Source organism: Leptospira harrisiae (assembly GCF_002811945.1).
Lineage (GTDB): Bacteria > Spirochaetota > Leptospiria > Leptospirales > Leptospiraceae > Leptospira_A > Leptospira_A harrisiae.
In genome coordinates this window covers 144486-160978 of the sequence record NZ_NPDX01000006.1, presented here as the reverse complement: position 1 = coordinate 160978, position 16493 = coordinate 144486, and the positions used below count along the sequence as shown (strand labels likewise).

General features: G+C 37.2%; 17 protein-coding genes. 6 read left to right on the top strand and 11 right to left on the bottom strand.

The genetic code is table 11. The features are described 5' to 3' along the window. Positions 1 to 156 precede the first annotated feature (156 nt). Positions 157 to 2175, top strand: coding sequence for a protein meaA (locus CH364_RS16940; RefSeq protein ID WP_100744847.1), 2019 nt, complete (start codon positions 157 to 159; stop codon positions 2173 to 2175). A gap of 102 nt (positions 2176 to 2277) precedes the next feature. Continuing rightward, positions 2278 to 3267 (top strand): P-loop NTPase family protein, encoded by a 990-nt coding sequence (locus CH364_RS16935; protein WP_100744848.1) that lies wholly within the window; start codon positions 2278 to 2280, stop codon positions 3265 to 3267. Here the strand turns inward: CH364_RS16935 and CH364_RS16930 are convergent. From CH364_RS16930 to CH364_RS16900, 7 genes are all read right to left on the bottom strand, one after another. Then, positions 3260 to 3682 carry an acyl-CoA thioesterase gene (locus CH364_RS16930; RefSeq protein WP_100744849.1) on the bottom strand — a complete coding sequence of 141 codons (423 nt, stop codon included), beginning with the start codon at positions 3680 to 3682 and terminating at the stop codon, positions 3260 to 3262. The two genes, CH364_RS16935 and CH364_RS16930, sit on opposite strands and share 8 nt — an antisense overlap. Further along, positions 3682 to 5322, bottom strand: coding sequence for a glycerol-3-phosphate dehydrogenase/oxidase (locus tag CH364_RS16925; RefSeq protein WP_100745051.1), 1641 nt, complete (start codon positions 5320 to 5322; stop codon positions 3682 to 3684). Before CH364_RS16925 ends, CH364_RS16930 begins: the two co-directional genes overlap by 1 nt. A gap of 4 nt (positions 5323 to 5326) precedes the next feature. Further along, positions 5327 to 6253, bottom strand: coding sequence for a diacylglycerol/lipid kinase family protein (locus tag CH364_RS16920; protein ID WP_100744850.1), 927 nt, complete (start codon positions 6251 to 6253; stop codon positions 5327 to 5329). After that, entirely contained in the window at positions 6253 to 6894 is a 642-nt protein-coding gene (locus CH364_RS16915; RefSeq protein WP_100744851.1) for a TetR/AcrR family transcriptional regulator, read from the bottom strand. The genes CH364_RS16920 and CH364_RS16915 overlap by 1 nt, the downstream gene beginning before the upstream one ends. Then, on the bottom strand, positions 6894 to 8510 hold the full coding sequence (locus tag CH364_RS16910) for an FAD-binding oxidoreductase (protein WP_100744852.1): 1617 nt from the start codon (positions 8508 to 8510) through the stop codon (positions 6894 to 6896). The genes CH364_RS16915 and CH364_RS16910 overlap by 1 nt, the downstream gene beginning before the upstream one ends. A gap of 87 nt (positions 8511 to 8597) precedes the next feature. After that, entirely contained in the window at positions 8598 to 9050 is a 453-nt protein-coding gene (locus CH364_RS16905; RefSeq protein ID WP_100744853.1) for a VanZ family protein, read from the bottom strand. Positions 9051 to 9091: 41 nt separating this feature from the next. Then, entirely contained in the window at positions 9092 to 9397 is a 306-nt protein-coding gene (locus CH364_RS16900) for an HU family DNA-binding protein (RefSeq protein ID WP_100744854.1), read from the bottom strand. Positions 9398 to 9574: 177 nt separating this feature from the next. Here CH364_RS16900 and CH364_RS16895 point away from each other — a divergent pair, with 177 nt between their 5' ends. Then, positions 9575 to 10852, top strand: coding sequence for an STAS domain-containing protein (locus CH364_RS16895; RefSeq protein ID WP_100744855.1), 1278 nt, complete (start codon positions 9575 to 9577; stop codon positions 10850 to 10852). Positions 10853 to 11309: 457 nt separating this feature from the next. Here the strand turns inward: CH364_RS16895 and CH364_RS16885 are convergent, their stop codons facing one another. Beyond that, the gene (locus CH364_RS16885; protein WP_243401431.1) at positions 11310 to 11837 is read right to left on the bottom strand and encodes a hypothetical protein; all 528 of its coding nucleotides are present in this window, start codon (positions 11835 to 11837) and stop codon (positions 11310 to 11312) included. Between the two features lie 87 nt (positions 11838 to 11924). Here CH364_RS16885 and CH364_RS16880 point away from each other — a divergent pair, with 87 nt between their 5' ends. Beyond that, entirely contained in the window at positions 11925 to 13427 is a 1503-nt protein-coding gene (locus CH364_RS16880; RefSeq protein ID WP_100744857.1) for an HDOD domain-containing protein, read from the top strand. Positions 13428 to 13429: 2 nt separating this feature from the next. Beyond that, positions 13430 to 13681 carry a hypothetical protein gene (locus CH364_RS16875; RefSeq protein ID WP_100744858.1) on the top strand — a complete coding sequence of 84 codons (252 nt, stop codon included), beginning with the start codon at positions 13430 to 13432 and terminating at the stop codon, positions 13679 to 13681. Here CH364_RS16875 and CH364_RS16870 read toward each other — a convergent pair whose 3' ends face one another. Further along, on the bottom strand, positions 13682 to 14122 hold the full coding sequence (locus CH364_RS16870) for a Crp/Fnr family transcriptional regulator (protein WP_002975769.1): 441 nt from the start codon (positions 14120 to 14122) through the stop codon (positions 13682 to 13684). Positions 14123 to 14231: 109 nt separating this feature from the next. On the opposite strand from CH364_RS16870, the gene CH364_RS16865 reads away from it, so the two are divergent. Further along, the gene (locus CH364_RS16865) at positions 14232 to 15311 is read left to right on the top strand and encodes an acyltransferase family protein (RefSeq protein WP_100744859.1); all 1080 of its coding nucleotides are present in this window, start codon (positions 14232 to 14234) and stop codon (positions 15309 to 15311) included. Here the strand turns inward: CH364_RS16865 and CH364_RS16860 are convergent. Further along, positions 15253 to 15855, bottom strand: a complete 603-nt coding sequence (locus CH364_RS16860; protein ID WP_100744860.1) for an NADPH-dependent FMN reductase — start codon at positions 15853 to 15855, stop codon at positions 15253 to 15255. The genes CH364_RS16865 and CH364_RS16860 overlap by 59 nt on opposite strands. After that, positions 15852 to 16490, bottom strand: coding sequence for a DUF1569 domain-containing protein (locus tag CH364_RS16855; protein ID WP_100744861.1), 639 nt, complete (start codon positions 16488 to 16490; stop codon positions 15852 to 15854). The genes CH364_RS16860 and CH364_RS16855 overlap by 4 nt, the downstream gene beginning before the upstream one ends. Positions 16491 to 16493: the final 3 nt, after the last annotated feature.

Genomic DNA, 16493 nt, shown 5'->3' with positions numbered 1-16493 from the left:
AGAGTAAGATGCTAAAAAAGAAAGGAAGTGGTGAAAAAGGTTTTGGGTCTCGCATCTTGGAAAAGGCTCAAATTGCCTAGTCCTGTATAAATTTTTAGGTGAAAATATTCCAGAAGATTTTCAATTATACATAGAATTTATAAAACGAGGCAAATAATGTCCGCCGAAAAAAAAGAATACCTTCTCGTGGACGAGAATGGACAGGGAAAACCTGACAAACCGTGGATTTTTAGGACCTATGCTGGGCATACCAATGCAAAAGCCTCCAATGAGTTGTACAGAAAGAACCTTTCTAAAGGCCAAACAGGGCTTTCCATTGCATTTGATCTCCCAACTCAGTGTGGTTATAGTTCCGACCACGAGGTATCACGCCCCGAAATAGGAAAGGTGGGAGTTCCCATCAACTCACTCGAAGACTTTCGCATTTTATTCGACCAAATCCCGATCGAAGAGATGAACACTTCCATGACCATCAATGGGACATCCATGTGGTTACTTTCGCTATATGTAGCCCTTGCGGAAGAACGTGGAGTTCCTCTCGAAAAACTAAACGGAACCACTCAAAACGATCTCATCAAGGAATATTTGGCCAGAGGGACTTATATTTATCCTCCCAAAGAATCCATGAAAATCATTGTGGATATGTATGAGTATTCCTTGCACAATATTCCTAAATGGAACCCATCTAACATTTGCTCGTATCATTTACAAGAAGCTGGTGCCACTCCGGTTCAAGAACTATCCTTTGCTCTTGCCACAGCCATTGCTGTGTTAGATGCCATCAAAGAAAGAAATTGTTTTTCTGACGATGAATTTGAGCAGTGTGTGGGCCGAATTTCATTCTTTGTAAACGCTGGAATTCGTTTTGTAGAAGAGATGTGCAAAATGCGCGCCTTCACTGAAATGTGGCAAGAGATCACTACGGAACGTTACAAAGTAAAAACTGCAAAGTACCGAGTGTTCCGTTATGGAGTACAAGTAAACTCTCTAGGACTCACAGAGGAACAACCAGAAAACAATGCGTGGAGAATTCTCATTGAATCTCTGGGTGTGACACTCTCGCGTAATGCAAGATGTCGTGCCCTCCAACTCCCTGCTTGGAACGAAGCATTATCCTTACCAAGACCTTGGGACCAACAATGGTCACTTCGTTTGCAGCAAGTCCTTGCTTACGAAACAGACCTTCTCGAATACCCAGACATCTTCGAAGGATCGAAAGTCATCGAATCGAAAGTAAAAGCTCTCAAAGAAGAAGCCAAACTCGAAATTCAAAAAATCATCGATATGGGTGGAGCTCTCGTTGCTATCGAAAACGGATATATGAAGTCCCAACTTGTGAAATCACAAACGGAAAGACTTTCAAAAATCAACTCCAACGAACTAGTGATTGTTGGAAAAAACAAATGGACCGATGGAATCAAATCTCCACTGATGACTGACTCCGATGGTGGAATTTTCAAAGTTGACCCAAAATCCGCAGAACAAACATTAAATGTTCTTGGAGAAGCAAAATCTCGTCGTAATGCAGATGTTGCCAAAAAATCCTTGGAAGATTTAAAACAAGCTGCAAAAGACGGAAAAAACCTAATGCCTTACTCGATTGTTTGTGCCAAAGCACTAGTCACCACAGGAGAATGGGCGGATGCACTTCGTGAAGTGTATGGAGAATACAACCCACCAACGGGTGTCGATGGACAAAAACTCTTTTTGTCAGACGATAAGGTTTCTACAGTTCGCGGAAAAGTAGAGGCATTCACAAAGGCAAATGGACATAGACCTAAAATTGTGGTGGGGAAACCAGGACTCGATGGCCATTCCAATGGTGCTGAGATGATTGCTGTATCTGCAAAACACAGTGGTTTTGACGTGATTTATTCAGGGATCCGACTCTCTCCTGAAGAAATCGTACAGTCAGCTGTGGAAGAAAATGCCAATGTAATCGGACTTTCGATACTTTCTGGCTCTCACAAAGAAATCGTAAAACAGTTATTTGATGAACTAACTCATTACAAGGCAAAAATCCCTGTCGTGATAGGAGGAATCATTCCTGAATCTGATTTTGATGAACTGAAAAAAATGGGAATTCGGGAAATCTTCACACCAAAAGACTATGATCTTATGTCGATTATGGAAAAAATCATCGACATCGTTTCTGTAGAACCCGCTCTCGTTTAAGAACAAAAAGCCGGTTTTATAATTATCTTCCATTGTGGATTTTGAAAAATCTGCAATGGAAGTTCCACTACTCTAACTTATCTTTTTTAATGGCAACCACTCTTGATTGATACCAAAGAATCTTTATCCCAACTGGTTTCGGAGGCACTTCTCGGTGAAAAGTATCCGATTGCAAAAATCATTTCTAAAATTGAAACAGAAAACAATTTAGAATTTCGAGAATCTTTATTCCAAGAACTAATCCTCCAAAATCCAAACTCAAAAGAAGGACTCACTATCGGTATCACAGGAACACCAGGTGCCGGCAAATCCTCGTTACTCGGTGAGTTATGCAAACTTTTCCTAGATTTTGCTCCCGATAAAAAAATGGCCATTGTTGCCATTGATCCTTCCTCCAATTTAAGTGGTGGGTCCATCTTAGGCGATAGAACAAGAGTCACCCTTCCCAGAAGGGACACACGAATTTATTTTAGATCCCAACCTTCGCAATTGGAACTAGGTGGACTCAATCCTTATACGTACCATGTCATCCGTTTCTTAAGACGCATTTTTGATTATGTATTTGTAGAAACAGTAGGGATTGGCCAAAACGAAATCTCAGTTTCTCTAATCTCTGATTTATCCTTTCTTGTGATGCAACCTCTTGGTGGAGACCAAGTACAATTTATGAAGTCAGGAATTATGGAAGTTCCCGAAGCCTTTATCATCAACAAATGTGATGAGGAGTCATTGGCTAATTCGAGTTATTATATGTTAGAATCCACTTTGGAATTTATTAAAGACATTCTTCCCGACCAATCCCTTCCCCCTATTTTCAAAACATCCGTCACCAAACGAAAAGGTATCGAAGAACTATTAAACTACATTTTAAATTACCAAAAACGGAAGGACAAAAATACAGAAACCCTCACCCAACTCACACAATGGATTCGCAATGAATATGGCAGATGGGGAATTTCGATTTGGGAAAAAATAGAATCTTCGCAATGGAACCAAGCAGTGAAACGAAATCCACTGGGCGGAATTCAAAAACTAAAGTATGAAGAAGAAGAACGTAAAATCGTTTCCCTCATCCAAACAAAAATCAAATAAGGACTTTTAAAAAAACATCGGGAATGGGGCAGGGTTTTCTTTCCGCATAATCAAAGAAAACGATCGCCGTTTTGGCACGAGCAATTTCTTTTCCCCCATTTTTATGGGTAATTACATAAACCATTTCCAATGATTTTTTGGACACATTGTCCACATAAAGTTGCATCACTAAGTCATCAGGAAAAAATGCTTCTGATTTATAAACAATAGCAACATCCGATACCACTATCCCCTTCCCTTCTACATTAATTTCCGTCCAACCATGAAAATGAAAAAACCGGGCCCGACATTCATGAGTTAAGGTTAATATGGCATCATGTGCAAGATGCCCTGCAAAATTAATATCCGAGATTCGAACGCTTAACTCCGTAGAATAAATTTGTTTTTCGGGAATTTCGATAGAGATTCGCGCCATTAATCAACAAACCATTTGTACCTTTCGTCAACTAACTTCGTTTCCATTTTCAATCGATCAGCATTCCAACCCAAAATTTTAGCTATTTTTTTATCAAGCCTTGTCCTTTCAGCGGAATCAAGTGTACCAACAGTACCGACACCTGACCTTCTAAAGTAAAAATCAGTTAGATGGAAAATATCTTCATGAGTCAGCATGTATTCCACTTCTTCTTCATAATAAATTTCACCGTTTGGAATTCGATAAAATTCTTTTCCTTCTATCGATAAAATCTTCCAAGTGACACTACCATAACGTCTGGCAAGTGTTTCTATTTTAGAACCGGAAGATTTTGTATATTTCAATTGAAGCTCATTCACTAGTTCTTTTAAACTTTGGTATCTTCCCCCAAGTAGAGGTGTGAATTTTGTTGCACAGGGTGACTCTTGCCCTTTTGTGTAAGTGTCAATTGCATTTACCAAATTTTCTGCTACGGCGCGGCTCGTTGTATACTTTCCACCTAACGCAGAAAAGAATCCGGGGAACCCTTCGTTTTCATAATGAAAGATTTCTGATTTTCTAGAGGCAGAGTATGTTCCTTCTGTACTCCCTGGGTCTTCTACAAGAGGACGAAGCCCACCATAATAATAATCCACATCCTTCAGAGTGAGTTTTGCAAATCCAAAACTGTAATTTACTTCATCTAGTAATTCTACGATTTCCGATTGTTTGACTTTAAATGCATCAGGGTCATCGCCGTAAGCAGTATCTGTAGTCCCCACAATGGTTTTCCCACGCCAAGGTATGACAAAAAGATGAGAACCATCTCTTTTGGATAACACAGCACATTCATTCCCACAAATATTGCGAACTACCGCATGGATCCCTTTAGAACGTACGAGTTTTTTCTCTGCTGTAACTCCAGTCATGGACTCAATCACATCGGCCCAAGGTCCCGCCGAGTTCACAACGACCTTAGTAGAAACTAATACTTTCTTTCCGGTTAGAGAATCAGTAAGTCCAACCGTATAACCGCCGCTATTTTGTTTCTTTAAAGTAGTAACCGCAAGGTAATTAAAGGCATGAGCACCTTTTTCTTTAGCTGATAAGATAAACTCAGTTGTGTGTTTTTCAGGATTGGGATTCGCATAATCATAATATTGAAAACTACCTTTCAATGACTTTCTATCTAATCCCAAAACTTTATAGATGGTTTCACCTAATGAATTCCATCGATATCTAGGAAGTTGGACATCAGCATCAATTTCGCGATTACGATCGAAAGAAAGAGCATTATACAACTCCATCCCAAAAAACAAAAGGATTCTTTGAAATAAAGAACGAATGGGAATGATAAATCCCATTGGCCTTACTGCATGAGGAGAAATTTTAGCAAGGTACCTTCTTTCTGAAAGAGATTCACGCACAAGTCCAAACTCAAGATTTTTTAAATACCTAAGTCCGCCGTGAATGAGTTTAGAAGTGGCTTGGCTAGTGCCCGAAGCATAATCATTTTTTTCCACAAGTAAACAATTATATCCGCGAAGGGTGGCATCCCAGAGAACATTCGCGCCTGTTATTCCACCACCGATAATGATGATGTCGTATTCAGATTTTAAGTGACTAAGTCTTGAACTTTCGTTTTTTGTAATTTGTTTCATTGGATTAACATTTGATTGGAAGTACATTCGGCAGCACTTTGAAATGAGCAGGGAGTTGTCCCATATTCTCGCCATCTACATCTATAAAAACATCTTCATCCGATTCAGCCGTCAGTTCGGTGATCTGTTTTGAAATGACTTTGGAATCTTCTGACAACTTACCTCGATACAAATAACCAAATTTGCGAAGTGTTTCCATCACAGTCACATCCTGGATCGCGAGTAAATCCATTTTGCCGTCTTCAAGTTTTGCTTTTGGTGCGAACCACATTCCACCACCCGCATACTCTCCGTTAGCACATACTACTAACCTACATCTGTTTGTGATTTTTTCAAATTTGGAAAGTGTGAGAGTTATCTTTTTGTTGGTATAGGTGAATAAACCAAGAATCGAATATAATAAAAATACACCCTTCCCACCAATGATGGACGCAAGTCTCGAACGATTTACCTTATAAACAACTTCGCCTCCCATCCCAAAATCAGCCAAATTCAAACAAAGATAATTACCTTTTGTTTTATCAGCCTTCGTATATGTCACAGCAATCAAATCAATGATCCGTTCCTTTCCATCTAGAATTTGTTCTAATGCCTTGATTGGGTTTTTTGGAACCTTGACCGTTTTTATAAAATCGTTTCCTCGGCCCGCAGGGATAGGACTAAAAATAACATTTTTGTTTAGCAACTTTCCATTTTCAAAAAGACCATTAATGACATTCGAAAAAGTTCCATCCCCACCGATACCAAGTATCCAATGGAACCCTTGTTTGACGGCATCTCTTGCGATATCACGTGCTGCACGTTCTTTCGTTGTTGCTTCAAACTCGTATGGAATCCCTTTTTTGATTAGCTCTGGCTCTACTTTTTTCCAAACTTTTGCAGAGAGACCTCCGCCAGATACAGGATTGATAATCACCTTCATCTTTCTCATCAAGTCTCTCCTTTGTTTCCACCAGAAAATAATCCATAGAATAATACATGTTCAATTGTTTCTAAATAAGCTTTTTCACTTTTGATTTCGTTTTGAAAATGCCCGTCTAAAATTACTTCTACAGCACCACGAATCATCCCCCATGCAACGGCTACATTAGGGTAAGTGCCTCGCGTATTGATTAGGTTCTCTTGTTTTGCTTGTTTATAGATTTTTTCTAAAAGTGTTAACCGATTGGTTCTTTCATCCGTAAGAAGTTTACTCATATCTTCAGATACATTATTAATATTTAAGTTAACACCACATTGTCTGGCAACAAGATACATATGGCGATCTCCCAAACAATGATCAATATAAGCCCTGATAGCTTTTCTAGACATTTCAATGGCAGTATGTTCTTCCAATGCTTTTTCCAAACGGATACGCAATCGAACATAATCTTCATATTGTATCCTAGCCATCAAATCATCTTTACTTTTAAAATGGAGATAGATTGTCCCCCGCCCTATCTCCAAATGTTTGGCAATATCATCCATCTTAACTAGGGATGGATGTTTAGTCCTAAAGAGTTCAATTGCACAATTGAGAATATCTGTTTCTCTTTGTGCAAATTCACGTTTTTTCCTTTCAGAAACACCCATTATTTAAGTCCTAAGAGTCCGCCTGGATTCATAATTCCTTTCGGATCGAATGTCTTTTTGATTGAAGACAAAATACGTAGTCCCTCTTTCCCAACTTCGCTTTCCATCCATGGGGACAACATTCGTCCAATTCCATGATGGTGTGATAACGAACCTCCATTTTTATGGATGCTATCAATGATTCCTTTATGAAACTTTACAAAGTTTGTTTCTTCGTTTTTTTTATCAATTGGGCTCAAAAATATAAAATACAAATTGGCTCCGTTTTCATAAGCATGGGATATATGAACCATACAAGATGTGTTTTCGTGGCTTTTAATATACGCTCTAGTCTTTTCCCATAACCCATGCAAATTCGACCAACTAACAGCCGTCTCTAAAGTATCGATACGAATCCCTTCATCCATCAAATAATCTCTGAGATACGCACTAGAATATCTTTGATGTAACCACTTGTTTACTGGAGATTCTCCTGTAGAAAACCCACCATTCCGTTTTGCAATTTTTTTGATTTTTTTCAGTACTTCTTTTGTATAAGTTGGATCACCATCTATGATGATGTGCATAAGAGATCTTTCCATTGGTTTGTAACCAATGAATCTAAGAAAATAATCTTCCTTGCCACCATGAAGCCCACTCATATGAAAAGAAATGTCTGTTTCTTCTGGGTCTTGGATTCGAAAGAAGTGGGGTTTACCAAATCCCGCTTGCATCACATCTCTCATTGTCTCCACAGCTTTTTCAAAGTTTTTAAAGATAAAGGAACCTTTAGCAGAATTTTCAGAATGGAATTTCCGAATTTTTAAAGTAGCTTTTGTAATGACTCCAAAACTTCCTTCTGTTCCGAGAAACAAACGGAATAAATCTGGCCCAATGGATGCGGCTGGGTATGCTTTTGATTCAAATTTTCCAGAAGGTGTAATGGCTGTTAAACTGAGAAGTATATCTTCTATTTTTCCATAACCAGTAGAGGCCTGCCCTGCCCCTTTAGCAGCTATCCAACCTCCAACGGTTGAGAACTCAAAAGACTGTGGAAAGTGTCCGCAAGTATATCCACGTTCGTTTAAATGTTTTTCTAAAACAGGCCCATAAACTCCTGCTTCTACAGTGACTGTGGAATCAATTGCATTGAATTCGATGATTCGGTTTAATCTAGATAAATCTAAAGAAATCCCGCCTTTAGGAGCTTGTAATGCTTTTGTGACTGTTGATCCAGCTCCATAAGGAATCACTGGAATTTTATTAGCATTGGCAAGTGCGATAATTTCGATTACTTCCGCTTCATTTTTGGGAGAAACAACCACATCGACTACATCTGTAACTTCACCAAATCTTGCTTTATATATCTCTGTATAAAACTTTCCAATGGAATGGCTTGCTCGTGATGTATCATCTAACGAAACATAATCTTTTCCAACTATTTGTTTTAACTTTGTGATTGTTGTTTGCGAAAGTTTAGATTTTTTTAAGGGATTTAGAGGAAGGTCTCCTTTTGGAAAGGATGCTTTGAACTCTTTATCAACGGGGAACTGTTCTTCCAAAAATTTTAAAGTATGTTCAGGAAGTTTTTCTTCTACATCGGGAGATCCCCATTTATAAATATTACGAGTTTGCATATTGGTAACCAAAGTCCTTATTTGTTCCAAAATTTGAACCAAGTTCAATATTTGACAACCAAAATAAACAGGGCTCCGAAAAAATCTTTATCCTCTGAGTTCTTTGATGTACTCAGCTCTCACTTGGTCTATAAATTCGTTGGTTAGGGAAGTTCCGAATAATGCAGATAAGGTTTCAACCAATACATCATCCAAATCAAATCCAGTAAGAATCCATTCAATCAATTCAAAGGTAATGTCGAGCGCCGGAACAGGATGAACATTGGACTTACCTTTAGCTATCGTCAATAACAAGTCTGTGATCTTAGATGGATGTTTTTGGTCAATGTAGTTGCGAATTTCAGTAGGATACGAAACCATTAACGTTTGTTTGATGGCATTCGGAGTAAAAACAATCTGATCTTCAGTTAGATCCAATGCTTTTAATAAATGTTCTTTTAGATTTTTTTCAGAATGATGACTTTTTTGCCAAACAAGAAGGATTTTCTCTCCAACAAGAGAATCGTCGAAAGGTAAAAAAGGATAAGGTTTTTTATCCATAAAATACCCAGGGGGTCGTCCTCCTGGGTTCACAAACTAAATTATTTCTTTGGAGGCACAACAGCGTCTTTACAAGTCTTAGATAGCGTGAATTTAACAACAGTTTTAGCAGGGATCATAATCGCTTCACCGGTTGCAGGGTTTCTACCTTTACGTTTAGGACGATTGCGTTTAACAAGTTTTCCTAAACCAGGAATCACAAATGCTCCGTTTTTCTTAGTTTCTTTATAGGCGAGTTCAACAAAGGAGTCTAGGAACGCTGCTACGTTCTTTTTGGTCATACCAGTTGTTTCAGCTAGTTCGCTGAGCATTTCGGACTTCTTCATTGGGGTAGGAGTTGTTGCCATACTTTGATTTTCCTCTAAACCATTTAACGGTTACACATTATTTACAAAACTACATGATTTGGTACAAGACTAAATTGATTTTGGATACAATTTTTCTGCAAATTTCCTAAGAAAAACTAAGTTTTTTCAAAAAAACCTTTATTTCCCTAAGGAAAATGGGAATTTCTTCCAAAACTCATGCCTTCCATCAAGTATAAAAAGGTCGTAGTGGTCTTCAAACGTACCAAATACGAATTAGATTTGGAAACTTACGGCTCCATTCAGGCCTATAAAGAAGTCGCACGCCAAAATCCAGAAGTCTTTCAGAGAACATTTGAGTCACATGAAAGGCAAATAGAGTCTCGAAACTTTCTAAAAGCGCATGTATTTCCTAACGCTGATTTTGTGTTTCGGGAAAACTTTGATCCAGAAGATGGATCCAAATACGATTTGATCGTGGCACATGGTGGAGATAATCATTTCACTTTTGTTGCCCATTTAGCAGGAAATACTCATTTAATCGGCTGTAATTCTGATCCTAACTCTTCAGTGGGTGCTTTGCTTGGTTTTACGGCAGAAGAACTTAAAGCAGCAGTCAAAAATAACTTCAAAGAAACTCAAGTAGAGTCTTGGTCTCTTTTAGATACGGAAATCTTGTATCCAAATGGGACCAAACTTAGAACTGTACCAGCAATCTGTGAACTTTCCATCCGCAACAATAGTCCAGACCTCACATCGCGGTTTTGGATCTCCTATCTCGGTCAAAAAGAAGAACAAAAATGTTCAGGATTACTAGTCTACACGGGTGCAGGATCCACAGGTTGGATTAGTTCTTGTTTTCCAAAGAAATTCTCTCCCTTTTCCAAACATGAGCCTTTTTTTCATGTTTATTCCCGAGAAATACGAGTGAAGTCTCGAGAAACAGAGTTTTCCTTGGCAGATTTTAGGGCCTTGGATCAAGTGGAAGTTATTTCCGAAATGAACGGTGGATTAGCAGTTGATTCTCTCACAGAGAGACATTACCCGTTTCCACCTTATGCAAAGGCGACGATTCGGTTATCGCCAGAGAAATTATCTGTAATTGTTCCGCTAAAGAGAGGGGAATCCATGCAAGACTTACCATATGAAATAGAGCAGAAACGCATCAATGGAACCGTCATCGTCCAAATCAAAGGTCGTATGGAATCGGGCCCACTCGACCGCATTACACAAACGATTTTAGATGAAATGGTTGGGACCGACAGAAAACATTTGATTTTGGATTTTTCAGAACTCAGATACATATCTAGTTTAGGAATCCGAATGATTTTGGATGTAAAAATGAACTTACAGAAAAGAAATAAAGAAATGGCCCTGGTTGGTGTGACTAGTTCCATCTTGCAAGTGTTTCATTTACTTGGTCTTTCAAATGCTTTTCAATTCTATGCTGACCGTGAAGAAGCATTAAAGTCCTTTGAGGAGCCATCTAAGTCCTAGATGTCTCCACGAATTTCCGTTTGGATCGCCAACTCGGTTTTCGTATCTTTTGCAGTCATAACATTATTTTATTCTCTAGTCCATTTCGAAAATTCCAAATTACAATCTGAAACCAAAACCTTAAACGAAGAAAAAAACCGAAGTTTTGCGATTGTCCAAGAACTTTCTCGTGTCAAAAATCAATTCCCGATTGCTTATCAGTGCCATTATAGTTTTGGGCTCAGTAATGGATCTTTATTTGAAATCACGGAGCGAATTCCATATTCTATTTACAAAAGACTGCGGTTAGGTGACACTATCGAAGTTTATAAAAGGGAAATCAAAATTTTTGGGAAACAAACGGCAATTTCTCAAATTAAGGGGAATGAAGAACCACTCCCCCTCTTGGAAAACTTAGAAAGATACTTTCAATATGGATTTATCTATTTACTAGTATTAGTTGGGGTTACATTCTTTTTCAGGGTTTTGGGATTACTATCTCAAACTTATCCTTCGCAGCAAAAACCAAATGCGATTGACGAGATTGTTGTAAATAAGTCTCAGGATTAACATCAAAACTTACAAAACACATATATTTATCATGTTTAACAATGTACATGAACTCTGAATAATTCAGATGAATGTTTTGAGTCATAAATCCACGAAGCCACTTACTTTCTCTGTAAACTCTCTCATATTGAATATTGGTAGCGTCGATTTTTTTAATGGCTTCCGCTGTTTCTTTGGAATAATCACGACTCATAATTTCTTTTTTTAGCGTCTTAATTAAGTTATATTCCAATTTTGCTTTATTAGGTGGCAAATTTTCAGGGCGGGTTTTATAATAGTATTCGAATAACTCTTTATCTTGTCCCTCTTTCGCATCGTGATTTTCTTGGTTCACATCGGTGGGTGTAGATTGCGGTTTGGTTTCCTGAGCAGAAATAGAGGCAACTGCTACAAATAACGCAAGGATAATAGGAAGGGATTTTTTTAAGAGTTCCATAGTCTTCATTATCGGAAACCTAACGCAAATTTCAAAATAAAATTTTCGGTTTTCAAAAAGAGAAACAAGGTTCAAAACAGTTTTATCATGTCGATTCCCCCACTCATTACCTTCCAGGAGGACTTTCTTTCAGGAAAGCTGATTTCCAAAGAATATGTTCACTTTTCGGAAATCGACTGCCCAGAACTCGACGTGTGGATTGGAAGAGTGGTTCGAAGCATTTCCTTAGAATTCCTACATGAAATCCTTTTTACAATTCTTAGTGAGCTACTAGTAAACGGATGTAAGGCTAACGGGAAACGTGTTTTTTTTAAAGAGCAAGGTTTAGACCTCTGGGATGAAAAAGATTATGCCAGAGGAATTCCTATGTATAAGGATGAATTTGGTCATAACAGAAAACGTGTTTTTTTAGCATTGGATCATTCCCAATATAAAATTACTTTAAGCACAATTTTTAAAGAAGATTATATAGAATTTAAAGTTAAGAATAACGCCAAAATTCTTCCGGAAGAAAAAAATAGAATTTTAAAAAGAGTACAAGCATCGGCAAAATACAAAAACATAAATGATGCTTATCGTGAATCGGTTGACAATGAAGAAAGTTCAGGACTCGGCATTGTCTTAATTCATATCCTACTTAGAAATTCTGGTATTTCCAACCAATTCTTTCAATTAGTTACAACAGAAGATTCCACAGAAGTTATCATAAGAATTCCAAAACAACTCATTCCAAAAGAAAACCAAACTAATATTAAAAATCTTTTGGTTCGTGAGGTAAACAGTCTCCCTCCCCTACCTTCGCAAATTCAGAAATTGATTTTAATCGCTAACAAAAAAGACGTAGATTGGCACGAAATTTCTGCTCAAGTTGAAAAAGATCCTGCCATAACAGCAGAAATTTTAAAAATCGCTAACTCTCCATTATTTGGAGCACATACACCAATCATCTCAGTAATTGAAGGCCTGAAAAGGATTGGTCTTCGGAACTTAGAATCAATTTTTTTAACTTTAGGTGCAAAAAAAGTTCTTAACTCTCGTTATGCGAAACAGGTCTTAGTATGGACCCACTCCTTTAAAACTTCTATGTATGCTCGTTTTTTGATAGAAGACCGGAAAAAACATTTAAAATTGTTGGAACCGGCGGTCATTTCAGCCCTACTACATGATTTAGGGAGGATGGTATTACTTTCATTAGACCTTAGCCAAGTAAACCAGATACGTGTTTTAAGAAGTGATGACAATAACGAAATCTCTGAGTGGGTAGAAGAATACACACTTGGGACAACACATTCAGAAATTGGTTATTTGATGTCTGAAAAATGGAATTTCCCAGAAGAAATTTTGGATGTCATTCGTTATCATCACAAACCTTGGCAATGCAAAAGTCGTAACAATATCCTCTGCCAGATTATCTACCTTGCAGATATTTTCGCAAATATTGGTCGCGGCAAAGGAAATTATTTTACTGTGGAACCAGAAGTTTTAGAGTATTTTGAAATAACTTCTGAAAAAGAATTTCGCGATATGCAAGAAAGGTTTAAAATCCAATTTGAGGAGCATAGAGAAGAATACCAAAATCTCTTAATTTAGTTATGAACTGGAAAGATTTGTTAAACTTAGAAGACCAACAATTATTAGATCCTAAACTTGCAGAAGAATTTAATCTGGTGGGACATCCTGAATATCCAAGTATATCTTCTCTTCCACCAGAGGAAACCTTAGAAATTCTAAGCGAGTTTCTTATTGCAGAAGGCCAAACAGTTAATATTAAAAACCTTCTGAGTTATGCACCTATTCTAGAAATTACCTTAATCAAAAAAAACTTACCGACTATTTACGGATAGTCATTCTACATCTTGAACATCACTAATTCCAATTTGATGTTCCTTTCCAACATCTGTACTAAATTCAATTTTCTTAGCGACTGATTTTTCCATACTACTAATGAGTAACTCATTAGTACGTGCCAAACGATCTGCCATTATCGAAACCATTTTCGCAGCGAACTTTGGATTTTTAACAAGGAAGTTTTCAAGCTGTTGTTTACTTTCAATCACAGCAACTTCACAGTTCGTGATAGTTCTTGCTGTGGCACTTCTCGGATTGGAACTAAACAATGCCATTTCACCAAAAAAATCTCCTGGTTTCATGAGTGCCAATCGAGTTTGGCTATTGTTCACTGTAAAAAAAATCTCAACGTTCCCTTGAAGGATGATGTACATCGCATTATTCAGTTCCCCTTCTTTGAAGATTCTCTGATTTGGTGGGATGTTGAGTTTGCTCATTGATTCGTAGCTCCTGTATCTATTTTTGGCTATTTTGCCTAAAATCTGAATTCATTTTCCTTTCCCCCAGGAAATATGAAAAGAAAATGCCGTAAGGGAGAGAACATTTATGGAATGGGAATTACTAGGGATCATACTAACAGGACTCGCTGCTTTGTACATTTGGGTTTTCCAAATCCCCTACTCTCTTCCACATCCACTTGCTTCCAACGAAGGAAGAGAAAGTCGATTCGATGTCCTACGAGGATTTGCGATGATTGGAATTGTAATCATCCATATTCATTCATACTTTCAGTTTTTTCATCCTAATGATTCAGTTGTCATTAGAACTACTTTGTTTTTTTCCAATTTATCTCGATTTTCAGTTCCATTATTTATATTAACCTCAGCCATCTTTTTAAGAAAAAAAACCGGTTATTGGACTTCAAAAGTTAAAAACCTTCTCCTTCCCTATACTTTGGCCTCAATTGCAGGTTATCTCATAAAATATCATAACTATAATATCTTAGAATTTTTACAATTTTATAGTTTGGGAAAAGTATTTGCGCCTTACTACTTTGTCCCGCTATTACTTCAATTTTATATTTTTTATTATGTTTTTGAAAAAATTCTAACAAACCGAGCGATCTCTAAACCTGTATTAATTGTTTCAATTTTGCTAAATTTATCATCCAATTTGGGGTTCTTTGACTCTATCTTACCAAAAGAATACCACTCGATCTCAATCTTTAATTATATTTTCTTCTTTGTTTTAGGAATTCAGTTAGGATTTTCACATGAGCAAAAAAATAAAGCAAAAGCAGAAGTTTCGCTTCTTTTGGGAATACTTACTTTAGTATTTCTCTTTTTGCTGACTTTGTTTAGTGGTGTTTATTTTTCAGATTTTAAAAACCACCATATGGTTTATCCAATATTTTTCTTTTTGTTAATTTGGGAGCTCATTCCCAAATTTAACAAAACCTTTTCTAATTGGATTAGTTTTGTGGGAAACCAAAGTTTATTTATCTTTTTATTGCACCCTTTTGTCATCCATACAATGCATAGTATAGATCCTTATGCACTTGGAGGGCCATTTATAGGTTATATCGTAACTTTGGTTTTAAATGTTGGTATTCCAATTTTAACAGCTATTATAATCCAAAAGGGTAAGTTTTTAAGTCGATCACTCCGCTCTGGCGTACCTGGTTAAGAGCCTTCGCATATTCTAAGAGAACATTTAACACATAGTTTAGTCTCAACCTGATGTATTCATCATCCTTACCTTCTGGTGTGTCCGTGTTCAATACAGATTCAACATGGCGCACTATGACATGATCAGGAAGATAAACAATACGAGTGTTTTTATAACTTGACATTCTAAGTTCTGCATTTGGATAACTTCCACCCATTCCACTAGAAACTGTGATGATTAGTCCAGGTTTATGTGAAAGGTCTCCACTCGATAAATAGAGAAAAAAATTCTTTAATGCTGGGCTGGCCATACCTGCATATTCAGGGGAAAGAAAAACGTATGCATCGGCACTACCTAATCCATTGTTATACGTTGTCCAAAACTTTTTTATTTCAGAGTCTTTTTCCCACATCCCTGGTTCCCAAAGAGGAAGTGGGTTACCACCTAAATCTAAAAGTATTGTTTCGATACCTTTTGATTCCAAAGATTTAACTAAAAATTTTCCAACTTTTAAGGATTGGGAATTCTTTCTATGGCTACCAGCAACTAAACAAATTTTCATTTAGGCCCACCTTGGTTTTTATTTCCCTTGTGATGAGGTTTTTTTTTGTTTTTCCATTTACGATTATTATGACCGTTCGGCTTCGTATCTCGATCTTCCTTTTTCTTCTGGGGATGATGGTGTTTTTTCTCGGAGAAAGACTTTTCCTTTCTTTGTTCTCTATCTTTGACAAATCTTAACTTTTCATCCCCAAATAACTGAATGTAACCAAATAAAAAAACGGCAAGAATTCCATGGACTCGCTCCCATTGTTTTTTATCTAATTCACCAAAAACCGAATGTTCAGCGAAGGGTCCTGAATGTAGTTTAAAAGCAGTTAATGAAGTTTTTAATCGCAATAGAGCCGAATCAGCATCCCCCAAATCTTTCGACGGGAAACCTGGAATTTGATTGGCCTTTGTATAATTTCCCTTAGAAATTAGTTTTGCAAATTTATATTTACCCAATAATTTATTGATCGTATTCCTCTTACTTGTCGTGCCAATTCTCTGAATTGATAACTCTATTGATTCTGCTAAGAAATCATACACCTGACTTAAACTAATATCTGCCTTTTGTTTTTTTTCACAGGCAACAATGATTGATAACTCTCTCTCGATATCGTCTATCGTTTTAAGTTTTAAAATTGATTTCATTTT